The 20,245-nt window shown below is 72.4% G+C and carries 16 protein-coding genes; 4 read left to right on the top strand and 12 right to left on the bottom strand.

What is annotated here, in order from left to right:
* Window positions 1-30 precede the first annotated feature (30 nt).
* The 3 genes from GHR20_RS34490 to GHR20_RS34480 all read left to right on the top strand — a co-directional run bounded on the left by GHR20_RS34490 (window position 31) and on the right by GHR20_RS34480 (window position 2,263).
* Window positions 31-876 carry a PhzF family phenazine biosynthesis isomerase gene (locus GHR20_RS34490; protein ID WP_153815461.1) on the top strand — a complete coding sequence of 282 codons (846 nt, stop codon included), beginning with the start codon at window positions 31-33 and terminating at the stop codon, window positions 874-876.
* A gap of 168 nt (window positions 877-1,044) precedes the next feature.
* Window positions 1,045-1,878, top strand: coding sequence for an NAD-dependent protein deacetylase (locus GHR20_RS34485; RefSeq protein WP_243878425.1), 834 nt, complete (start codon window positions 1,045-1,047; stop codon window positions 1,876-1,878).
* Window positions 1,879-2,059: 181 nt separating this feature from the next.
* Window positions 2,060-2,263: a cold-shock protein gene (locus GHR20_RS34480; RefSeq protein ID WP_111582846.1), complete on the top strand. Its 204-nt coding sequence runs from the start codon at window positions 2,060-2,062 to the stop codon at window positions 2,261-2,263.
* A gap of 108 nt (window positions 2,264-2,371) precedes the next feature.
* Here GHR20_RS34480 and GHR20_RS34475 read toward each other — a convergent pair whose 3' ends face one another.
* Both GHR20_RS34475 and GHR20_RS34470 read right to left on the bottom strand, forming a co-directional pair.
* Window positions 2,372-2,977 (bottom strand): lytic transglycosylase domain-containing protein, encoded by a 606-nt coding sequence (locus GHR20_RS34475; RefSeq protein ID WP_243878222.1) that lies wholly within the window; start codon window positions 2,975-2,977, stop codon window positions 2,372-2,374.
* Between the two features lie 217 nt (window positions 2,978-3,194).
* The gene (locus tag GHR20_RS34470; RefSeq protein WP_153815459.1) at window positions 3,195-3,959 is read right to left on the bottom strand and encodes an alpha/beta hydrolase; all 765 of its coding nucleotides are present in this window, start codon (window positions 3,957-3,959) and stop codon (window positions 3,195-3,197) included.
* 612 nt (window positions 3,960-4,571) lie between these two features.
* Here GHR20_RS34470 and GHR20_RS37890 point away from each other — a divergent pair.
* Window positions 4,572-4,862, top strand: coding sequence for a hypothetical protein (locus GHR20_RS37890; RefSeq protein ID WP_243878221.1), 291 nt, complete (start codon window positions 4,572-4,574; stop codon window positions 4,860-4,862).
* 188 nt (window positions 4,863-5,050) lie between these two features.
* Here GHR20_RS37890 and GHR20_RS34460 read toward each other — a convergent pair whose 3' ends face one another.
* The 10 genes from GHR20_RS34460 to GHR20_RS34415 all read right to left on the bottom strand — a co-directional run bounded on the left by GHR20_RS34460 (window position 5,051) and on the right by GHR20_RS34415 (window position 20,206).
* Complete coding sequence (locus GHR20_RS34460; RefSeq protein ID WP_111582844.1) at window positions 5,051-5,398, bottom strand: VOC family protein; 348 nt, start codon at window positions 5,396-5,398, stop codon at window positions 5,051-5,053.
* A gap of 178 nt (window positions 5,399-5,576) precedes the next feature.
* Entirely contained in the window at window positions 5,577-6,575 is a 999-nt protein-coding gene (gene gap, locus GHR20_RS34455) for a type I glyceraldehyde-3-phosphate dehydrogenase (protein WP_153815458.1), read from the bottom strand.
* Window positions 6,576-6,683: 108 nt separating this feature from the next.
* On the bottom strand, window positions 6,684-7,640 hold the full coding sequence (locus tag GHR20_RS34450) for a helix-turn-helix domain-containing protein (RefSeq protein WP_153815457.1): 957 nt from the start codon (window positions 7,638-7,640) through the stop codon (window positions 6,684-6,686).
* Window positions 7,641-7,722: 82 nt separating this feature from the next.
* A complete protein-coding gene (locus GHR20_RS34445; protein WP_153815456.1) occupies window positions 7,723-8,223 on the bottom strand; it encodes a hypothetical protein in 501 nt (166 codons plus the stop codon).
* 5 nt (window positions 8,224-8,228) lie between these two features.
* Window positions 8,229-10,610, bottom strand: a complete 2,382-nt coding sequence (locus tag GHR20_RS34440) for a SpoIIE family protein phosphatase (protein WP_243878424.1) — start codon at window positions 10,608-10,610, stop codon at window positions 8,229-8,231.
* Window positions 10,611-10,720: 110 nt separating this feature from the next.
* A complete protein-coding gene (locus GHR20_RS34435) occupies window positions 10,721-14,977 on the bottom strand; it encodes a HAMP domain-containing protein (RefSeq protein WP_148023526.1) in 4,257 nt (1,418 codons plus the stop codon).
* A gap of 411 nt (window positions 14,978-15,388) precedes the next feature.
* A complete protein-coding gene (locus GHR20_RS34430) occupies window positions 15,389-16,405 on the bottom strand; it encodes a LacI family DNA-binding transcriptional regulator (RefSeq protein WP_153815454.1) in 1,017 nt (338 codons plus the stop codon).
* A gap of 26 nt (window positions 16,406-16,431) precedes the next feature.
* A complete protein-coding gene (locus GHR20_RS34425) occupies window positions 16,432-17,451 on the bottom strand; it encodes an ABC transporter permease (protein WP_153815453.1) in 1,020 nt (339 codons plus the stop codon).
* The gene (locus tag GHR20_RS34420; protein ID WP_153815452.1) at window positions 17,448-18,416 is read right to left on the bottom strand and encodes an ABC transporter permease; all 969 of its coding nucleotides are present in this window, start codon (window positions 18,414-18,416) and stop codon (window positions 17,448-17,450) included. Before GHR20_RS34420 ends, GHR20_RS34425 begins: the two co-directional genes overlap by 4 nt.
* Window positions 18,413-20,206 carry a sugar ABC transporter ATP-binding protein gene (locus GHR20_RS34415; protein ID WP_153815451.1) on the bottom strand — a complete coding sequence of 598 codons (1,794 nt, stop codon included), beginning with the start codon at window positions 20,204-20,206 and terminating at the stop codon, window positions 18,413-18,415. Before GHR20_RS34415 ends, GHR20_RS34420 begins: the two co-directional genes overlap by 4 nt.
* Between the last annotated feature and the right edge of the window lie 39 nt (window positions 20,207-20,245).

Below are 20,245 nucleotides of genomic sequence, written 5' to 3'. Positions count from 1 at the left end.
GCCCAACGACGGGGCGTCTACCGTCGCCCGATGGACATCCTGCGCTACGTGGCCTTCAGCAGTGACCCCCTGGGCGGAAACCCGGCGGGTGTGGTGCTGGACGCCACCGGCATCGACGAGGCGACGATGGCCGCCACCGCCGCCGAAGTCGGCTACTCGGAAACGGCGTTCGCCGTCGCCCGCCCCGACGGGTCGCTCGACATCCGGTACTTCAGCCCGCAGGCCGAGGTCCCGTTCTGCGGCCACGCCACCATCGCGACGGCCGTCGCACACGCCTCCCGGCACGGCGTCGGCCGCCTGCTGCTGCACACCAAGGCCGGACCCGTCCCCGTGACCACCTCGACCACCCCGGACGGCGCGGTCACGGCCACCCTGGTCAGCGTCGAGCCCCGTACGGCGGAGCTCTCCGGCACCGATCTCGCCGAACTCCTCACCGCCCTGCGCTGGTCCGCCGCCGACCTCGACCCGGCGCTGCCGCCGCAGGTCGCCTACGGCGGCGCCTGGCACCCGGTCATCGCCACCGCCGACCGGGCACGGCTGGCCGACCTCGACTACGACATGCCCGCGCTCAACGCCTTGATGGTGCGGCGGGATTGGACGACCATCGCCCTCGTGCACCGCGAGTCGGACTCGGTCTTCCACGCCCGCAACCCCTTCCCGCCGGGCGGTGTCGTCGAGGACCCGGCCACCGGCGCGGCGGCCGCGGCCCTCGGCGGTTACCTCCGCGGCAACGGGCTCGTCACACCGCCCGCGGTGCTGACCATCCACCAGGGCGTGGACATGGGCCGCCCGAGTCTCCTGACGGTGAAGATCCCGGCGGATCCGTCCAGCGGCATCGAGGTGACGGGCACGGCGGTCCCCATCTCCGTCTCCTGAACGGCGCCGGTCCCGCCGAAACGGGCGCGGACGCGGGCGCGGCGCGGGGCGAAGCCGCGCTTGCCCTTCGGGGGCGCACTACGCCGGTCGGCGTCCTAAGCTGCTGATATGCGTATGCGTCCGATCGTCGGTCCCCTGCCCGACACCGGTACACGTCCCGCCGGCGGGATGGACGAGATCGCCGGGCAACTGGCCGCCGGCAAGGTGGCGGTGCTGACCGGGGCCGGGATCTCCACCGAGTCCGGTATCCCCGACTACCGGGGCGTGACCGGGCGGCACCGGCGGCACTCCCCCATGACGTACCAGGACTTCGTGGCGGACGAGGCGAACCGGCGCCGCTACTGGGCCCGCGGCTATGTCGGGCGCCGGGCCATCGCCGAGGCCCGGCCCAATGCCGGTCACCACGCCGTGCAGGCGCTGCGCGCGTCCGGGTACGTCGATGCCGTGATCACGCAGAACGTGGACGGGCTGCACCAGGCGGCCGGGACGACGGACGCAGTCGCCCTGCACGGCAGTCTGGACCGGGTCGTATGCCTCGACTGCGAGACGATCAGCCCGCGCGACGAACTCGACGCGCGGCTGCTCGCCGCCAACGGGGAACTCCTCGCCGCGCGGGACGCCGCCGGGCTCCGGGTCAACCCCGACGGCGACATCGAGCTGCCCGACGACCTCGTGCACACGTTCCGCGTGGTGCCGTGCGAGCGGTGCGGTGGCGTGCTCAAGCCGTACGTCGTGTTCTTCGGTGAGAACGTGCCCAAGCCCCGCACCCGGCGCTGCATGGACCTGATCGACGCGGCCGGCTCGCTGCTCGTCCTCGGCTCGTCCCTGGCCGTCCTGTCGGGCCTGCGGTTCGTCCGACGCGCCGCCAAGGACGGCAAGCCCGTCTCCGTCATCAACCTCGGCCCGACACGCGGCGACGACCTCGCGCACGCGCACGTGGAGATGCCGCTCGGCCAGGCCCTCACCGAACTGACCGAACGCCTCGGCCTCACCCTGCCGTGATCCCGGGCGCGGCCGAATGGGGTGCGCAACGGGTTCTCCGCGACGACGCCACACCGACTGCTGTGTCATGAGCCGGATAGGCGGCGGTGCTCGGGGTAGAAACGATGTCGGCTCCTACTGCCAAGGGAGCCGGAGCGGCCCCGGACATGGGTGGCTCCCGGTATGAACGAAGGATCGATCGATGGCCAGCGGCACCGTGAAATGGTTCAACTCCGAGAAGGGGTACGGCTTCATCGCCCAGGACGGCGGAGGAGCTGACGTCTTCGCGCACTATTCCGAGATCCAGGGCGGTGGATTCCGCGAGCTCACCGAGGGCGAGCAGGTCACCTTCGACATCGGCCAGGGCCAGAAGGGCCCCCAGGCCCAGAACATCATCCGGGGCTGACCGGCCACACCCGTGACCTTCCGAGGCGGCTGCCGTACGGCGGCCGCCTCTCACGGGTGCGGGCCGCCCCGGCTGGGGCACCCGCCTGTTCCGCCGTTCCGCGGCCGCTCATTCGGCCGCCGTGCCCCACGGGTCACGGCGATCCGCCGCGGCGAGGGCCTCGGCGGCACTCCCCCGGTAGGCGCGGAACCGGCGCAGGTACGACCGTGCCATGGGGCCCGGCAGGACACCCCGGGCGAAGGCCCGCATATTGCGTTCGCCCGTGTTATAGCCCAGGGCGAGCAGTTCGTCGCGGGTGTAGCGGCGCACGTGCCGTCGCGGAAGCCTGCGGTCGAGGTCCTTCAGGTGCAGCGCCGCCGCGTGGATGGCGAAGGCCGGATCGTCGCGCAGGTCCTGCCACCGCCCCGGCAGGTCGTGTGCCCGCCGCACCCCCTCGAAGGTCGCGCGGTGCATGTTGGCCACACCGAAGGACGCCCCGGGCTTCCACCACTGCCACAGCCGCTCCAGCAGCGGATGGTGCGGCTTGTACGCCTCGTTGTGGAGCACCGTCATGACGAGCAGCGCCGACACTCCGGCCTCCTCGGCGCTGCGTACCACGATGGCGGCGTAGTCGGCCGGGTCGTAACCGCCGGGCCGTATCGGCGGCACCCGCACCTCGTCGCGGTCCCCCGCCGAGGGCTCCTGCCCCGGCTCCACCGTCGATTGCCTGCTCACCCGCACCCACCCCTCCCGCCGCCTTCGTCTCGGGCCACCGCCCCGAAGCAGCGCGTCCATCGGCCTGCGGTCCGCCTTCCCGCCCGCCCCGGCCGCAATCCTGGCGATCTGTACGACGGTGACGGGAACCGGTCGGCGGGAACCGGTCGGCGAGAGCCGCGAGGTGACGACGCCGCGGCGCCCGGTCCGTCGGACCGGGCGCCGCGCGCGCTCACCGTCAGGCCGGTACGGTGACCGCCCGGCCGAGGTGCCGGGCGAGGAACCGGACCGCGCTGTCGGCCTCGAACCTGGGCCAGTCGAAGTGCTTGCCCGCGTTGGCGTGCAAGGTCTTCTCCTTCGAGGCGAAGGCATCGAACAGCGCGAGGCTGGCCGCGCGCGGGATGCGCTCGTTGTCCCACTGCATGTCGAACTCGACCGGGACGGTGATCCGCCCGGCCGTCTCGGTCAGGGCGTCGGGCCAGTGCATGCCGAAGACCGCGGCCTTGATCCTGGGCTCGGCCGCCACCAGCGGCACCCCGATCGCGGTGCCCAGGCCGAGGCCGGTGTAGCCCACCGGCCCGTCGGCGCCGATCTCGGGAAGCCGCTGGAGGGCGTCCAGGACCGTCTGCCACTCGGGCACGGCGAGCTCGGCCAGGCGGGCGTTGTACGGGACGACGACCGGGCCTTCCGGCGCGCCCGCCGCCTGCGCCTCGCGCAGCGCTGCGATGTCCCGCTCGTCGTGGGCGGTGCGCAGCCGGTCGCCGTGACCGGGCGCGTCGATGGCGGCGGCGTGGAGGCCGTAGCCGTTCACGAGGAGGCGGGCGCGGCCCGTCATGGCCGGCTCCTTCTTGTGCCTGCCGCCGCCGTGGCCCATCAGGACCAGGGGCGCGCGGTCGCCGCCGGAGGCCGGCGACCAGAGGACTCCGGGGATGTCCCCCACGGTGAAGTCGCGCTCGACCAGGCCGTCCGACGACGACTCGGCGGTGAAGTGCAAAGAGAGCATGGGTGTTGCCTTTCGGGAGTGCCTTGGTGTGGAGGCGCTCCCGGCGACGCCTACGTCAATCGCCGGCCGTGACGGAAAGGGGGAGCACCCACGTCGATACAGCGTTCATGGGTCTCACCTCCTCGGGCGGTGTCACGGTCGACTGCAAGCTACAAGCGAGGTCGTCGTCCCGTCCAACCCTTTTCCGGGACGACTTCAAGGACGACTTCCGGGACGGGCTTCCGGGACGACGCGGGCGCGCCCCGGAGCGGGCGCCGGCTCTCCTGGGGCGGGCCGGGGACTTGGGCCGCGGCCGTCTACGCTTCCCGGTATGCGGCGCGGCGATGTCACTCGGGGAGACGGCACCTGGGTGGGCCTGTCTCTTGACGTACCGGGGCGCCGGGAGCCGGGGTTGTGCGTGTTCAGTGCGGAGCGGCGGCTGCTCGTCGCGCAGCGGTCGCGGACCGTACTGCTCGCCGTTGTCGACGAGCACCTTCAGGACGTGGACTTCTGGCGCACCGACGAGTACCGCTCCTTCGTCCCGCCGCTCCGCGCCGAGACTTCGCACGGAGACTACTGGCGCTCGATGCTCGTCGAGGGTCATCCGGACGGGTACATCGACTGGTTCTCCAGTTGCACCGCACGATGCCGGGCGACGAACTGGCCGCGGGCGTCGATGACGCCGTGGGCTTCTACGCGTCCGAACTGGCACGCTTCGCCCGGCTCCGCGCCGCCCACGGCCCCACCGTCCCGGACGGCACCGCCAGCGCCGGTCCGCGACTCGCCCGCGCCCTCCACGACCTGGACACGGCGGAACGACCGACGTGGGCCTGGCCGTTGCCCGGTGGGGAGGCCGAGTGGCGTCGCATCGCGCGCGAGGTGACCGGGAACCGGGGCCCCGCACCCGCCCCGGACAGGGGCTGAGCATGCGGTCGATCACCTCGCGTCCGGCGCTCCGGCGCTGTGCAGGGCCGACAAGACGGTGAAGGCCGGTTCGTGGACCGCCACCCGTCCTCTCTCGCGGGGTCTCGCGACCTGGCCGCTCGGCTCCCCCGCGGCCGAGCGGTCGCCGAGGGCGCCAGCACGCCGTTCGCCTCCGCGTGCGACCAGCGTCAGCGGTGGCTCAGGACATTGATCACGCGACCGCTCGGATCGCGGACGAAGAAGCGGCGTACTCCCCACTCCTCGTCCCGCAGCGGGTGGACGATCTCCGCGCCGGCGGCCCGCATGGCCGCGTAGGCCGCCTCCACGTCGTCCACCTCGATGCTCATGTCCGGGGTGACCGGGGCGGTCCGGTCGGTGGACACGACGCTGATCTGTGCCGCCGGGGTCGACGGCGAGGCGAGTGTCATCACCCAGTCGAGATTCATGACCTCCTCGAAGCCCAGCAGGCCGTAGAAGTCACGGCTCTCCTCCGCGGCCGCGGAATGGATGATGGGCATGACACGGCGAACGGCCATCTGCGACTCCAAGGGCAACAGGACGCGACAGGTACGGGTACGAGGCTACGAGACCCTCCGGGTGGCAGGTGTGCCTTTTCGGGAGGGGCTTCGCCGCCGAGGTCCCGCGGCGCGGTCACCAGGGGGTCGAGCAGCGCGCGGTGACGTGGACGGCCACGCCACCGCTGCGGCGGCGATGTCAGCGGGTGGCGAGCAGGGTGAGGGTGTCGATCACGCGGTTCGAGAAGCCCCACTCGTTGTCGTACCACGCGACCACCTTGATGTGGCGGCCGTCGACCCGGGTGAGGGCCGAGTCGAAGATGGAGGAGGCGGGGTTGCCGGTGATGTCGGAGGAGACGAGCGGGTCGTCCGAGTACTCGAGGACGCCGGCGAGGGGGCCCTCCGCCGCGGCGCGGTAGGCCGCCAGCACCTCGTCGCGGGTCACGTCGCGGGCGACGGTCGTGTTGAGTTCGACGATCGAGCCCACCGGCACCGGGACGCGGATCGAGTCGCCCGACAGCTTGCCTTCGAGGTTCGGCAGGACCAGGCCGATCGCCTTGGCGGCGCCGGTCGTGGTCGGCACGATGTTGACGCCGGCGGCACGGGCGCGGCGGGCGTCGCGGTGCGGACCGTCCTGGAGGTTCTGCTCCTGCGTATAGGCGTGCACCGTGGTCATGAACCCGTGCTCGATACCGGCGAGTTCGTCGAGGACGGCGGCGAGCGGCGCCAGCGCGTTGGTGGTGCAGGAGGCGTTCGAGACGATCGTGTGCACCTGCGGGTCGTAGGCGTCGGTGTTGACGCCGAACGCGAGGGTGACGTCGGCGCCGTCGGACGGCGCGCTGACGAGCACCTTCCTCGCACCGGCGTCGAGGTGGGCGCGGGCGGCCTTCGCCGAGGTGAAGCGGCCGGTGGCCTCCAGGACGATGTCGACGCCGAGTTCGGCCCAGGGCAGCTGCGCCGGCTCACGCTCGGCCAGCACCGTGATCCGGCGGCCGTCCACCACGAGGGTGTCGCCGTCGACGGTCACCGGACGCCCGAGCCGGCCGGCCGTGCTGTCGTAGGCGAGCAGCCGGGCGAGGGTGGCGGGCTCCGTCAGGTCGTTGACGGCGACGACCTCGAGGGCGCTGTCCCGTTCGAGCAGCGCGCGCAGCACATTGCGTCCGATGCGGCCGAACCCGTTGATGGCGATGCGAGTCATGTGTGGTGTCCCTTCCGTTCGCCACCAGGCTCGCTCGCGGTGCGCGCCGCTGACAGTGGCGGGATCGCCATGGTTCAAAAGGATTCCGCCATATGGTGGCCGTGCGGGTCACTCGCCCCGGGTGAAGGTGCGCCGGTACTCGCTGGGTGTGGTGCCGAGGATGCGCTGGAAGTGCAGGCGCAGGTTCGCGCCGGTGCCGAGCCCGACGTCGGCGGCGATCTGTTCGACACCGCGCTGGGAGCGTTCGAGCAGTTCGCGGGCCAGGTCGATGCGGGCGCGCATCACCCACTGCATCGGCGTGTAGCCGGTCTCCTCGACGAAGCGCCGGGAGAAGGTGCGCGGCGAGACCCCCGCCTGCCGCGCCAGCGTGTCGAGGGTGAGGGGATCGCCGAGCCGGTGCAGCGCCCACTCGCGGGTGGCGCCGAAGCGTTCGCCGTGCGGTTCGGGGACGCTGCGCGGCACGTACTGGGCCTGGCCGCCGCTGCGGTAGGGGGCGGCGACCAGCCGCCGGGCCGCGTGGTTGGAGGCGGCCACGCCGACGTCGCCACGCAGGATGTGCAGGCACAGGTCGATACCGGAGGCGGCGCCGGCCGAGGTGAGCACGCTGCCCTCGTCCACGAACAGCACGTTCTCGTCGACCCGGACGAGCGGATGGCGGGCCGCGAGCGCCTGCGTGTAGTGCCAGTGCGTCGTGGCGCGTCTGCCGTCGAGCAGGCCGGTCGCGGCGAGCGCGAAGGCGCCCGTGGAGATGGCGGCGAGCCGCGCGCCCCGCTCATGGGCGGCGATCAGCGCGTCGACGACGGCCTGCGGCGGGTCCTCGCGGTCCGGGAAGCGGTACCCGGGCACGAACACGATGTCGGCCCATGCGAGCGCGTCCAGGCCGTGGGCGACCTCGTACGCGAGCCCGTCGCCCCCGGCCACGAGCCCGGGTTGGGCCCCGCACACCCGCACCTCGTACGGCATGCTCGCGCGGGTGGTGAACACCTGCGCGGGAATCCCGACATCGAGCGGCTTCGCGCCGTCGAGGACGAGGACGGCGACGCGGTGCAGACGAGGGGCGGACACAGGAAGAGGGTACGTGGGCAGGGGACTTCGGCACGCCCGCGAGGTGCCCCCATGAGCTGCTCTCGTAGGCGTCCCCCCATGGTCACGGCGCCAAGCCGGCCTCGGCCGCCCCGCGGAAGACGTCGCCGCAGGTGGCGGACCGTGCCGGCGGGCGTTCGGCCAGGACGACCAGCGCGTGGCGCACCTCGCCGCTCAGCCGGAAGACCCGGAGGCGGGTCCGATGGCTCGCGTGGGCGCACCGGCGGAAGAGGTCGACGGCCTGTTCCTCGCGGACGTCGGTGAAGGTGTCCGGGAGCCCGGCGAGCAGTCCGGCATCGCGCTTGCCGGTCAGGGCCCCGGCCACGGCGAGCAGGGGCAGGCCGTCGAACTCCGCCGGGGACACGGAGGCGTCGAGCGCGACGGCGTGGGCGGCCGGCACCGCGAAGATCTCGATCAGCCGCTCCCCCACCGCCGGGTCGACGCCCCGGTCCCGCGGGTCCTCCCGGCGGCGGGACCGACGCCATGGCTCCTGGTCCACCAGCGGCAGCAGGACACGGCCCAGGTACGCGCACCGGCGCCCCACCAGGTCGTGGTCCGGGGTCACGCGCCTCAGTCCACCCTGATCCCCACGATGCACGTGTCGTCGTCGGTGTCCGACCTGCTGTACGTGAGCAGTCTGTCCAGCTGCTGGTCCAGGGTCCGGGGGCCCGAGCGGGCCTGGTCCAGGAGGTGGGTGAGGGATTCCTCGACCGAGCGGTCGCGGCGTTCGATCAGACCGTCGGTGTACATGAGGAGGGTGTCGCCGGCGGCCAGGCTCAGTTCGGTCTCCTCGTAGACCGCCTCCGGGAGGGCGCCCAGCAGCAGACCGCTGAGGGTGGGCAGGGGGGTGGCCTCCTGCTCTCGGACCAGGACGGGCGGCAGATGACCGGCCCGCGCCCAGCGCAGGGTGCGGGTCTCCGCGTCGTACAGGCCGCACACCGCGGTCGCGGTGACGGCGCCCGTCAGATGGTGGGCGACGATGTTCAGCCAGGACAGCAGCTGCGCCGGGCCCGCCCCGGTGACGGCGAGGCCGCGCAGCGCGTTGCGCAGGACGACCATGCTGGTGGCCGCCTCGATGCCGTGTCCGGCGACATCGCCGACGCACAGCAGGATGAGTCCCGAGGGGAGCACCACGGCGTCGTACCAGTCGCCGCCGACCAGATGCTCCGTCTCGGCCGGCCGGTAGCGGACCGCCACCTGGATGCTGGGCACGCGCAGCGGTGCCTGGGCGGGGGGCATGATCGCGTGCTGGAGCTGGAGGGCGAGCCGGTTGCGTTCGGCGGCCTGCTGCTCGGTGTGGGCGAGCTGGTCGCGGGTCGCGGCGAGGGCGACCTCGGTCCAGTGCTGGGCGGAGATGTCCTGGTAGGCGCCGCGCACCCCGAACAGCTGGCCGTCGGTGTCGAGGACCGGTTCGGCGACCAGGCGCATGTGCCGGGACACGCCGTCCGGCCGCTGCAGCCGGAACGCCGCCGAGGCCGGCCTGCGGTGGTGCAGCAGGGTGCGCAGGAACCGCCCGATCTGGACGGCGTCGTCCGGGTGGGAGTAGGCGGGCAGTTCCTCCAGGGCGACCGGGGAGCTCGTGGCCGGGCGGCCGTAGAGGGTGAACAGCTGCCCGTTCCAGGTGATCTCGCCGGTCAGCAGGTTCTCCTCGAAGCCGCCGATCCGGCCGAGCCGCTGGGCGTGCTGGAGCAGGCTGGCCAGGCGCGCGGTCTCGTCCTCGATGCGCCAGATGAGCAGCAGGGTGGAGCCGTGGCGGCTGATGCTGATGTCGGCGACCGCGGAGAGCGGGACCTGGTCGACCAGCGCGGTGAGCCGCACGCGCTGGGCGCGGAACGGCTCGCCGGTGGCGTAGACCCGCTCCACGCGCTGGAACAGCTCGCTGGTGCCGGCCGCCATCGGGTACGCCTCCAGCAGCAGGGCGCCGCCGATGACGGCCCGCGGGCGGCCCGCCGGGTCGAGGAAGTGGTTGTTGACGTGCTGGATGCGGAAGTCGAGGAGCCGGCCCGCGTCGTCGAGGTGCGGCACCAGCACCAAGGCGGGGTCGTGCAGGCCGTCCGCGAGGTCCATCAGCTCCGCGACGTCCGGCATGACCCGGGATTCCGGGCTGGGCACGGCGGAGGGGACGAAGTCGTCCAGGGTGTGCGCGCACAGTTCGGCGAGCGTCTCCACCTGACGCAGCACGGGGCGCGGCAGCGGTCCCTCGGGCTTGGGCCAGGCGATCTCCAGGACGCCGTGGATGCGGCCGCCCGCACCGGCGGGTACGGCGATCCGGGCGCCCTCGGCGTACTCGCGCCGCCCGATGGTGGGCAGCCCCGACTCGGCGAGCGAGGGCAGCCACTGTCCGTCGGGCTCGGTCAGGCCCCGGCGGGCCACCGTGGCCACGTCCGGCGGGACGTAGCACCAGCGGGCCGCCTCGGCGGAGGTGAAGCCCGCGCTGCCCGCGAGGGTCAGCGAACCGTCCGAGCCGGCCGCCCAGATGGCCACGGCGACGGCGCCGAGCGGACGCAGGGCGTGTTCGAGCAGGGAGGCGGCCATCGTCTCGGTGTCGTGGGCGGCCAGCACCCCGCTCTCGGCGGCGCGCAGCCGTACGGCGGCGGAGTCCTCGTCCGGGGCGCCGGGGTCCGCGGTCGTGGAGAGGAACGCCTCGGTCACCTCGGCGACCCGGTCCCTGGCCGCCTGGTTGATGACGTCCACCGCCAGTTCCAGCGGTGTCACCTGCGCCTGTTCGGTCAGTTCGGCGAGCTGCCGGGCGGCCTGGGCGGGCCCGCAGCCGAGGCGTTCGACCAGGATGCCCTTGGCCAGCTCGATCAGTGCCCGGCCCTCGGCCTCCGCCTGTGCGGTCCGCACCTCGCTTCGCAACCGCTCCACGGTGGCGGCGAGCCTGCCCACCGGGGAGTCCGCGGGCACCTCGGCCACCGCCACCACGTCCACCGGCGGCAGCGGGGCCGGCACACCGTTCGACGGGTCGAGCGGGGTGCCGGGGTCGGCGGGCGGCTGGATGTTCACCGGACGGGTACTCCTCGGCCTGCGGACGGGCGGTTGCGCGGTGTCGTGGTCCGGCTTCATGCGGGCAGCCAGCGCCGGACGCAGGCGATGAGGTCGCGGGTGTCCACCGGTTTCGTGACGTAGTCGCTGGCGCCGGAGGCGAGGCTCTTCTCCCGGTCGCCCTGCATCGCCTTCGCGGTGACGGCGATCACCGGCAGGTCCGCGTACCGCGGCATGCTGCGGATCTCGGCGGTGGCGGCGTACCCGTCCATCTCGGGCATCATCACGTCCATCAGGACGAGTTCGACGTCCGAGTTGTTCAGCAGCGTCTCGATGCCCTTGCGGCCGTTCTCCGCGTGCAGGACGCGGAAGCCGTGCAGTTCGAGGATGCCGCTGAGCGCGAAGAGGTTGCGCGCGTCGTCGTCGACGACGAGGACGGTACGGCCCCGGTTGTACTCGTCGACCTGGTCCGGGGTGTGCTGGAGTTCCTCGCCGCGGACGAAGGTGAGCACCTCGCCGGGCTCCTCCGCGGACAGGTGGAGGGCGATCCGCTCGCGCAGCTCGTCCAGGCTGGAGAGGTACTCCAGCGAGCCGCCCGGCTCCGCCTCCGGGTACTCGGCGCGGTGGGAGCCGTTGTGCACCAGCACGGGGACGCCGGCGAGGGCCGAGTCGCCGTGCAGCGCGTGCAGGAACCGGGCCGACTCCCCGTCGGAGGCGCCCAGTTCGACGACGACGCAGTGGCAGGGTTCGGCGGCGAGGGCGCCGGCCGCCTCCTGGGCGCCGACCGCGGTGATGATGTCGACGGGGATGCCGTCGGCGTGCCCGTGGTCGAGATCGCCCACGACGCTCTCGGCGACCAGGGTCAGCAGGCCGCGCGGACGCTCCTCCACGACGAGCAGCCTGCGGGCGCGCGGCCGCTTGGCGGAGACGAGGGGCGGCGCCGCCTTCAGCTCGTGCGGGGCGGTGGCGTCCGCGTGCTCCAGTTCGGCCGGTTCGACGGTGCCGCGGACACCGCGCAGGTGGTCGTCGAAGTCGGGCCGGGCCACGGGCAGGAAGAGGGTGAAAGTGCTGCCCTTGCCCGGTGTGCTGTCGACGGTGACGGCACCGCCGAGCAGATGGGCGATCTCCCGGGTGATGGACAGGCCGAGCCCGGTGCCGCCGTACTTGCGGCTGGTGGTGCCGTCCGCCTGCTGGAACGCGCCGAAGATGCTCTCCAGTTGCTGTTCCGGGATGCCGATGCCGGTGTCCGTCACCCGGAAGGCGACCACCGCGCCGCCGCGGACCACGGCGCGGGGCACCTCGTCGTCGGCCGCGGGCTCGACGCACAGTTCGACCCCGCCCTGTTCGGTGAACTTCACCGCGTTGGACAGCAGGTTGCGCAGGATCTGACGGAGCCGGGAGTCGTCGGTGAGCAGGTCGGCGGGCGCGCCGGCCGACGTGGTGATGGTGAACCCGAGGCTCTTCTGCGAGGTCATCGGCCGGAAGGTGGCCTCGACGTACTCGATGAGCTGGCGCAGCGGGACCCGCTCCGGGGTGACGTCCATCTTGCCCGCCTCGACCTTGGACAGGTCGAGGATGTCGTTGATCAGCTGGAGCAGGTCGGAGCCCGCCGAGTGGATGATGCCCGCGTACTCGACCTGCTTCGGGGTGAGGTTGCGGGAGGGGTTCTGGGCGAGCAGCTGGGCCAGGATGAGCAGGCTGTTGAGCGGGGTGCGCAGCTCGTGGCTCATGTTGGCGAGGAACTCGGACTTGTACTTGGAGGCCAGCGACAACTGCTGGGCGCGTGCCTCCAGTTCCTGCCGGGCCTGCTCGATCTGGAGGTTCTTGCCCTCGATGTCGCGGTTCTGCTCGGCGAGCAGCGACGCCTTCTCCTCCAGTTCCGCGTTGGAGCGCTGGAGTTCCTCCTGCTGGGCCTGCAACTCGGCCGAGCGGGCCTGGAGTTCGCTGGTGAGCCGCTGGGACTCCTCGAGCAGTTCGTCGGTGCGGGCGTTGGCGACGATCGTGTTGACGTTGACGCCGATGGTGTCCACGAGCTGCTGGAGGAAGTCCCGCTGCACGGTGGTGAACCGGGAGACGGAGGCGAGTTCGATGACGCCGAGCACCTGCTCCTCGAAGAGGATGGGCAGCAGCAGCAGCGCGGTGGGCTCGATCTGTCCGAGTCCGGAGGAGATGGTGACGTAGCGGGGCGGCAGCTCGTCGACCGCGATCGTACGGCGGCTGCGGGCGGCCTGGCCGACCAGGGAGCGGCCGAAGGGGATGCGCTCGGGGCGCTCGTCCTCGTCGGGTCGGCCGTAGTCGCCGACGAGCCGCAGCTCGGGGCCGGCGGCGGCGTCCTCGGCGAGGTAGAAGGCGCCGTACTGGGCGGACACCTGGGGCACCAGCTCGTCCATGATCAGCTCGGCCACGACGCGCAGGTCGCGGTGGCCCTGCATGAGGCCGGAGAGCCGGGCGAGGTTGGTCTTGAGCCAGTCCTGTTCCTGGTTGGCCCGGGTGGTCTCGCGCAGGGACTCCACCATGGAGTTGATGTTGTCCTTGAGGTCGGCGACCTCGCCGGAGGCGTCGACGGTGATGGAGCGGGTGAGGTCGCCCTCGGCGACGGCGCTGGCGACGTCGGCGATGGCGCGGACCTGCCGGGTGAGGTTCCCGGCGAGCTCGTTGACGTTCTCGGTGAGCCGCTTCCAGGTGCCGGAGACGCCCTCGACCTCGGCCTGACCGCCGAGCCGGCCCTCGGTGCCCACCTCGCGTGCGACACGCGTGACCTCGTCGGCGAACGCGGACAGCTGGTCCACCATCGTGTTGATGGTCGTCTTCAGTTCGAGGATCTCGCCGCGCGCGTCGACGTCGATCTTCTTCGACAGGTCGCCCTTGGCCACGGCGGTGGTCACCAGCGCGATGTTGCGCACCTGGCCGGTGAGGTTGTTGGCCATGGAGTTGACGTTGTCGGTGAGGTCCTTCCAGGTGCCCGCCACGTTGGGCACATGGGCCTGGCCGCCGAGCCGGCCCTCGGTGCCCACCTCGCGGGCCACGCGGGTGACCTCGTCGGCGAACGCCGAGAGCGTGTCGACCATGGTGTTGATGACGTCGGCGAGCGCGGCGACCTCGCCCTTGGCCTCGACCATGATCTTCTGCGAGAGGTCGCCCTTGGCGACGGCCGTGGCGACCTGGCTGATGGAGCGGACCTGGCCGGTGAGGTTGGAGGCCATCACATTGACGTTGTCGGTGAGGTCCTTCCAGGTGCCGGCGACTCCCCGCACCTGCGCCTGGCCGCCGAGCCGGCCCTCGGTACCGACCTCGCGCGCTACGCGCGTCACCTCGTCGGCGAACGCGGACAGCTGATCCACCATCGTGTTGATGGTGCTCTTCAGCTCCAGGATCTCGCCCCGGGCATCCACCGTGATCTTCTGCGACAGATCACCCTGCGCCACCGCGGTGGCCACCTGGGCGACGTTGCGCACCTGGTTGGTCAGGTTTCCGGCCATGAAGTTGACCGAATCCGTGAGGTCCCGCCAGGTTCCCTTCACGCCCTTGACGTCGGCCTGGCCGCCGAGCCGGCCCTCGGTACCGACCTCGCGCGCTACGCGCGTCACCTCGTCGGCGAACGCGGACAGCTGATCCACCATCGTGTTGATGGTGGACTTCAGCTCCAGGATCTCGCCCCGGGCATCCACCGTGATCTTCTGCGACAGATCACCCTGCGCGACGGCCGTCGTCACCTGGGCGACGTTGCGCACCTGGGCGGTGAGGTTTCCGGCCATGAAGTTGACCGAATCCGTGAGGTCGCGCCAGACGCCGGCGACGCCCGGGACCTGCGCCTGACCGCCGAGCCGGCCCTCGGTACCGACCTCGCGGGCGACGCGGGTGACCTCGTCGGCGAAGGCGGAGAGCTGGTCGACCATCGTGTTGACGGTCTCCTTCAGCTGAAGGATCTCGCCGCGCGCCGGGACGTCGATCTTCTGCGACAGGTCACCCTTGGCGACCGCGGTGGCCACCTGGGCGATGTCGCGGACCTGGGTGGTGAGGTTGCCCGCCATCGCGTTGACCGAGTCGGTCAGGTCGGCCCAGGTGCCCGAGACCCCCGGCACCTGCGCCTGGCCGCCGAGGGTGCCCTCGGTGCCCACCTCGCGGGACACGCGGGTGACCTCGGAGGTGAACACGGACAACTGGTCGACCATGCCGTTGAAGACGGTGGCGATGTCGCCCATGAGCCCCGGGGAGTCGTCCGGCAGCCGGGTACCGAAATCCCCGTCACGGACCGCGGTCAGCCCCGCGAGCAGTCGTCTCAGTTCTTCGTCGCCCGGTACCGCGTCGGTCGTCCCGGTCGCCTTGCCGGCCATGCGCGCCTCATTCCGCACCCCAAGGAGCCCTCGGTGGGGGAGGGCTCGGAACCATCGCCGGGCACGCGGCCTGACCCGGCGGTTCACATGTGCATTTCCCCAGTTCACGGATTTGTACGAGGGGAAAATACGCCGCAGGTTAACCCAGTCCCCCGGCCTTGTACAAAAGTCGTCGCCGACCCCGGACGGTCAGCGAAGCGATCGGTCGCCGCGCGGGTACGACCGCTGTCCGGACCGCGGGCGTCCGGGCGTGGCGGCGCCGGCGGAGCGGGCCGGGGCGTGATGGGTGTTTCGTCCTCGTCCACGCGGTGCGCGGGGAAAGCCGGCAGAGGCGCCGAAGGTCACCGGGGCGTGCGTGCCGGGGTGCGGCCGCACGGTCCGCTCCGCGGTCGTACCGGCACCGTCCCCGTCTCAGCCGCGCCGCTCCACCGTCGACTCCCGCACCACGAGTTCGAAGCCCGGCAGGATCCGGCGTGGGACCGGTGCGGTCCGGGCGGCGATGCGTTCCACGACGCAGTCCACGGCGATCTGGGCGATGGCGCGTTTGTCGGGGGCGATGGTGGTCAGGGCAACGGCCGCGTAGCGGGCCTCCTCGATGTCGTCGAAGCCGGCGACGGCGATGTCCTGAGGGACGCGCAGTCCGCGGCTGGCCAGAACACGCATGGCGCCGAGGGCGACGAGGTCGTTGAAGGCGAAGACGGCGTCCGGCCGTTCACCGCGGTCCAGGAGGGCGGCCATCGCCACGGCGCCGTCCTGGCGGTCGTAGCCGTCGGTGGCCATGACCAGGGGTTCGGGTGGCCGCAGACCGGCGGCGGTGTGTGCCTCGCGCCATCCGCGCAGCCGCAGGCGGGCGGGTTCCCGCGCGCTCTCGTGGCGGGCGCCGAGGAAGGCCACGCGGCGCCGGCCGGTGTCGAGCAGGTGCTGCACCGCGGCGCGCGCCGCCGCCACGTTGTCGATGGCGATGTGGTCGAAGGGGGCTTCGTACTCGCGCTCCCCGAGGAGGACCAGGGGCGAGGTGTCCGTGCGGGCGAGCAGGTCCTCCGTCGCCATCCGGATCGGGCTGAGGATCAGGCCGTCGATGATCTGCGCGCGAAAGCCCTGGCAGACGAGGATCTCCTTCTCCCGCAGCCCCGCCGTGTGGTCGAGCAGCACGGTGTAGTCGTGCCGGGCGGCCGCGTCGATGACGGCGCCGGCCACCTCGGAGAAGTAGGGGTTGCCCAGCTCGGGGACGGCCAGCGCGATGATGCCGGTACGGCCGTTGCGCAGATGGCGGGCGACGAGGTTGGGCCGGTAGCCGAGTTCGTCGATGGCCCGCTGCACCCGTGCCCGGGTGCCGGGGGAGACATGGACATAGTTGTTCACGACGTTCGACACAGTCTTGACGGAAACCCCGGCGCGCTGTGCGACGTCCTTCAGGCTGACGCCCACGGGACTCCTTCGGTAGGTCGGCGGCGTCAGTCCGTCTGCCGGGTGCGGCTGAGCAGGGCCTGGACGAGGACCACGACGGCCAGGAACGCGCCGTTGACCGTGTCGGTGAACGCGGAGCCGTACGGGGAGAAGTAGTGGTCGATCAGGTTGTGGATGACGGCCAGCACCAGCACACCGCTCGCCGTGCCGCCGATGGAGCCGCTGCCGCCGGTCAGCAGCGTGCCGCCGATCACCACCGAGGCGATGGCGGTGAGTTCGTAGCCGACGCCGATGGTGGTGACGCCGGAGCCCAGGCGGGCGCTGCCGAGTGCGCCGGCGCCGGCAGCGAGGGTGGCGGACAGGACGTAGACGAGGACCTTGGTGCGGGCGACGGGGAGGCCCATGAGCGTGGCGGCGTTCTCGTTGCCGCCCAGCGCGGTGACCGTGGCGCCGAACCGGGTGCGGGTGAGCAGCAGCGCGCCGGCCGCGAAGAGGGCTGCCACGAGGAGGACCGGCACCCAGGTGCCGTCGCCCAGGCGGCGGAAGGCGGAGTCGGCGGGGACGAGGTAGGTGGTGGCCCCCTCGTCGGTCAGCGCCTGGAGCAGACCGCGCGCGCCGAGCAGTCCGGCGAGGGTGACGATGAAGGGGGCCATCCGGGCGCGGGCGACGAGCAGTCCCTGGGCGGTGCCCCAGAGCGCGCCGACGGCCACGGGCAGGACGACGGCGAGCCAGGTGCCGCCGGTGTGCGCGCCGTAGGCGCCGAGCACCCCGCCCAGCGCGTACACGGAGCCGACGGACAGGTCGATGCCACCGGTGAGGATGACGAAGGTCATGCCCAGCGCCAGCAGCCACACGAAGGCGTTGTTGCCGAGGATGCTGGAGATGTTGGACCAGGTGGGGAAGGTGGACGAGGTCGCGGAGGCGAGGGCGGCCATCAGCACCAGCACGGCCAGGGCGCCCCGGCGCTGGATGTGGGAGGCCAGCCACTCGCGCAGGGCGGCCGGCTGCGCGGCGTCGGACGCAGGGCGCGGTGGCAGGGTGGCGGGCCGCAGGGCGGAGGGGGTCATCGGGTACCTCGCTCCTGTGAGGCGTAGACCGCGAGGCAGATGATGACGGCCTCCACGAGTTGGGTGTAGGACGTGTGCACGTTGTGCTGGGTGAGGACCGCGGTGATGAGCTGCATGAACAGCGCACCGGCCACGGTGCCGAGGACCCGGACCCGGCCACCGGTGAGCGGGGTGCCGCCGACCACGACGGCGGTGATGGCGTCGAGCTCCATGTTGAGACCCTGGTTGGCGGGGTCCGCCTCGGCGCCGTGGCCGACGATCATCGCGCCGGCGAGGGCGGCGAGGACGCCGGACAGGACGTAGACGGTGACCAGCACCCGGCGCACCGGCAGCCCGGCCAGCTTGCTCGCCCGGCGGTTGTCCCCGATGGCCACCAGCTGCCGGCCGAAGGTGGTCCGGCGCACCAGCAGCGCGGTCAGCACGGCGCACGCCCCGGCGATCCACGCCATCACGGGGGCACCGGCGAACCCGTCCGAACCGAGGCCCAGCAGTCCGGAGTCGGTGACCGGCTTGGCGGAGTTGCCGTTGATCAGCTCGGCGACGCCCCGCAGTCCGATCATCAGGGAGAGGGTGGCCACGATCGGCTGGATGCGGGCGAAAGCGACCATGGTGCCGCCGACCGCGCCGGAGACCGCGCCGCAGACCAGGGCGATCAGCACCGCGAGCGGCGCGCCGTAGCCGAGGTAGAGGGGGACGACCGAGGCGGCCAGGGCGATCACGGCGCCGACCGAGAGGTCGACGCCCTCCGTGCCGATGACCAGGGCCATGCCGAGGGCGACGATCAGGGTGGGGGCGACCTGGAAGAGCTGGATGCGGACGTTGCCCGCGGAGAGGAACGAGCCGTCCAGGGCGGCGGCCACGGCGAACAGGACGAGCAGCGCGGCGTAGACGCCGTACGACTGGAGCAGGCGGGTCAGCCGGGCCCGGTCCAGCGGGCCGGGGGCGGCCCAGGCCGTGGGCGTCATCGGGGCTCCTCCTTCGTCATGGCCGGGGCGGTCGGACGTCCTTGGGCCTGCGTCGGGTTGTCGTCGGGGGGCGGGGCCGGGGCTTCCCCGTGCGGGTCTTCACCGTGCGGGTCCTCGTGGTGCGGGTCCTCGCTGTGCGGGTCCTCGTGGCGCGGGTCCTCGTGGTGCGGGTCCTCGGAGGACGAGGCGGCGGCGAGCGTGTCCAGGACGGTCCGCTCGGTGATGTCCCCGCCCTGGAAGTGGCCGACCGCCCGGCCGTCCTTGAGGACGACGAGCCGGTCCGAGCCCTCGATCAGTTCCTCCAGGTCGGAGGAGATCAGCAGCACCCCGATTCCCTGTTCGGCGAGTTCGTCGATGAGCGCCTGCACCTCGGCCTTGGCACCCACGTCGATGCCCCGGGTGGGCTCGTCCAGGAGCAGCACCTTGGGGTCCAGGCACAGCCAGCGAGCGAGCAGGACCTTCTGCTGGTTGCCGCCGGAGAGGTCGCTGACCTTCTGGTCGGGACCGGACGCCTTGATGCGCAGGCGCTCCATGAAGAAGCGCACGACGTCGTCCTGTCTGGCCCCCGAGACCACGCCCCCGCGAGCGAGCCGGGGCAGCAGGGCCAGCGAGATGTTCTCCCGGACGGAGAGGTTGGGCAGGATGCCCTCGGACGTGCGGTCCTCGGCGAGCATCACGACGCCCGCCTTGATGGCGGCGGCCGGGCTCCGGCGGGCGAGGGGGACGCCCTCCACCTCGACGGTGCCGGCGTCGGTGGCGAGGGCGCCGGTGATCGCCTTGGCGGTCTCGCTGCGGCCCGCGCCGAGCAGGCCGCCCAGTCCGACGACCTCGCCGTGGCGGATGTCGAGGCCGACGCCGTGGACCTTGTGGCGGACCGTCAGGCCGGTGGCGCGCAGCACCGGAACGTCGTCACGGCCGCCGCGCCCGCCGTCCCCGTTGTCCTCTCTGTCCCCGTCGTGCCGACCGTCCCCGCCGTCCGCGCCGTGCGGCCCGTGCCGGCCGTCACCGAACGCCGTGGCGCCCTTGGTCCGCACGGTGGACATCTCGCGGCCGAGCATCAGCGAGATGAGCTTCAGCCGTTCCAGGCCGGCCATGTCGCCGGTGTGCACGACCGCGCCGTCGCGCATCACGGTGACCCGGTCGCAGATCTCGTACAGCTCGTCGAGGCGGTGGCTGACGTAGACGACGGCGATGCCCTGGCTCCGCAGGCCGCGGATCACCGAGAAGAGGGTCTCGACCTCGCGGGGTTCCAGCGAGGAGGTCGGTTCGTCCATCACCACCACGCGGGCGTCGATCCGCACCGCGCGGGCCAGCGCCACCATCTGCTGGGCGCCCAGCCCGAGGCTGCCGAGCGGGCGGGTGACGTCCACGTCGACGCCGTAGCGTGTCAGCGTCTCGCGGGCCATGCGGTTGACGGCCCGTACGTCGACCAGGCCGAAGCGGCGCGGTTCGCGGCCCAGGCACAGGTTGCGGGCCACCGACATCAGCGGGACGAGGTTCACTTCCTGGTAGATGGTGGAGATGCCGGCCGCCTGCGCCTCCAGAGGGTTGCGGAAGGCGCGGTCCTCCCCCGCGAGGCGGACCCGCCCCGCGTCGGGCCGGTACACACCGGTCATCACCTTGATCAGCGTGGACTTTCCGGCGCCGTTCTCGCCGATGAGGGCGTGCACCTCACCGGGGCGCAGGCGGAAGTCCACCCCCCGCAGGGCGTGGACGCCCGCGAAGCTCTTGTCCACCTCGGCGACTTCGAGGATCCAGTCGCTCTGAGGTGCCCGGCCCTGCTGGACCAACGTCTTCCTCCTCGTGCGGGCCGCCGGCGGCAGCCGCCT

Origin of the sequence: Streptomyces sp. SUK 48, assembly GCF_009650765.1 — a bacterium.
In the GTDB taxonomy this organism is placed as follows: domain Bacteria; phylum Actinomycetota; class Actinomycetes; order Streptomycetales; family Streptomycetaceae; genus Streptomyces.
This window is presented reverse-complemented; position numbering and strand designations above follow the sequence as displayed.

Excerpts from the sequence above, each read along its gene's own strand:
- GHR20_RS34480 (WP_111582846.1), top strand. The coding sequence starts at position 2,060 with ATGGCCAGCGGCACCGTGAAATGGTTCAACTCCGAGAAGGGGTACGGC.
- GHR20_RS34490 (WP_153815461.1), top strand. The coding sequence starts at position 31 with ATGGACATCCTGCGCTACGTGGCCTTCAGCAGTGACCCCCTGGGCGGA.
- gap (WP_153815458.1), bottom strand. The coding sequence starts at position 6,575 with ATGACTCGCATCGCCATCAACGGGTTCGGCCGCATCGGACGCAATGTG.
- GHR20_RS34470 (WP_153815459.1), bottom strand. The coding sequence starts at position 3,959 with ATGCTCTCTTTGCACTTCACCGCCGAGTCGTCGTCGGACGGCCTGGTC.
- GHR20_RS34435 (WP_148023526.1), bottom strand. The coding sequence starts at position 14,977 with ATGGCCGGCAAGGCGACCGGGACGACCGACGCGGTACCGGGCGACGAA.
- GHR20_RS34420 (WP_153815452.1), bottom strand. The coding sequence starts at position 18,416 with ATGACGCCCACGGCCTGGGCCGCCCCCGGCCCGCTGGACCGGGCCCGG.
- GHR20_RS34460 (WP_111582844.1), bottom strand. The coding sequence starts at position 5,398 with ATGGCCGTTCGCCGTGTCATGCCCATCATCCATTCCGCGGCCGCGGAG.
- GHR20_RS34425 (WP_153815453.1), bottom strand. The coding sequence starts at position 17,451 with ATGACCCCCTCCGCCCTGCGGCCCGCCACCCTGCCACCGCGCCCTGCG.
- GHR20_RS34485 (WP_243878425.1), top strand. The coding sequence starts at position 1,045 with ATGGACGAGATCGCCGGGCAACTGGCCGCCGGCAAGGTGGCGGTGCTG.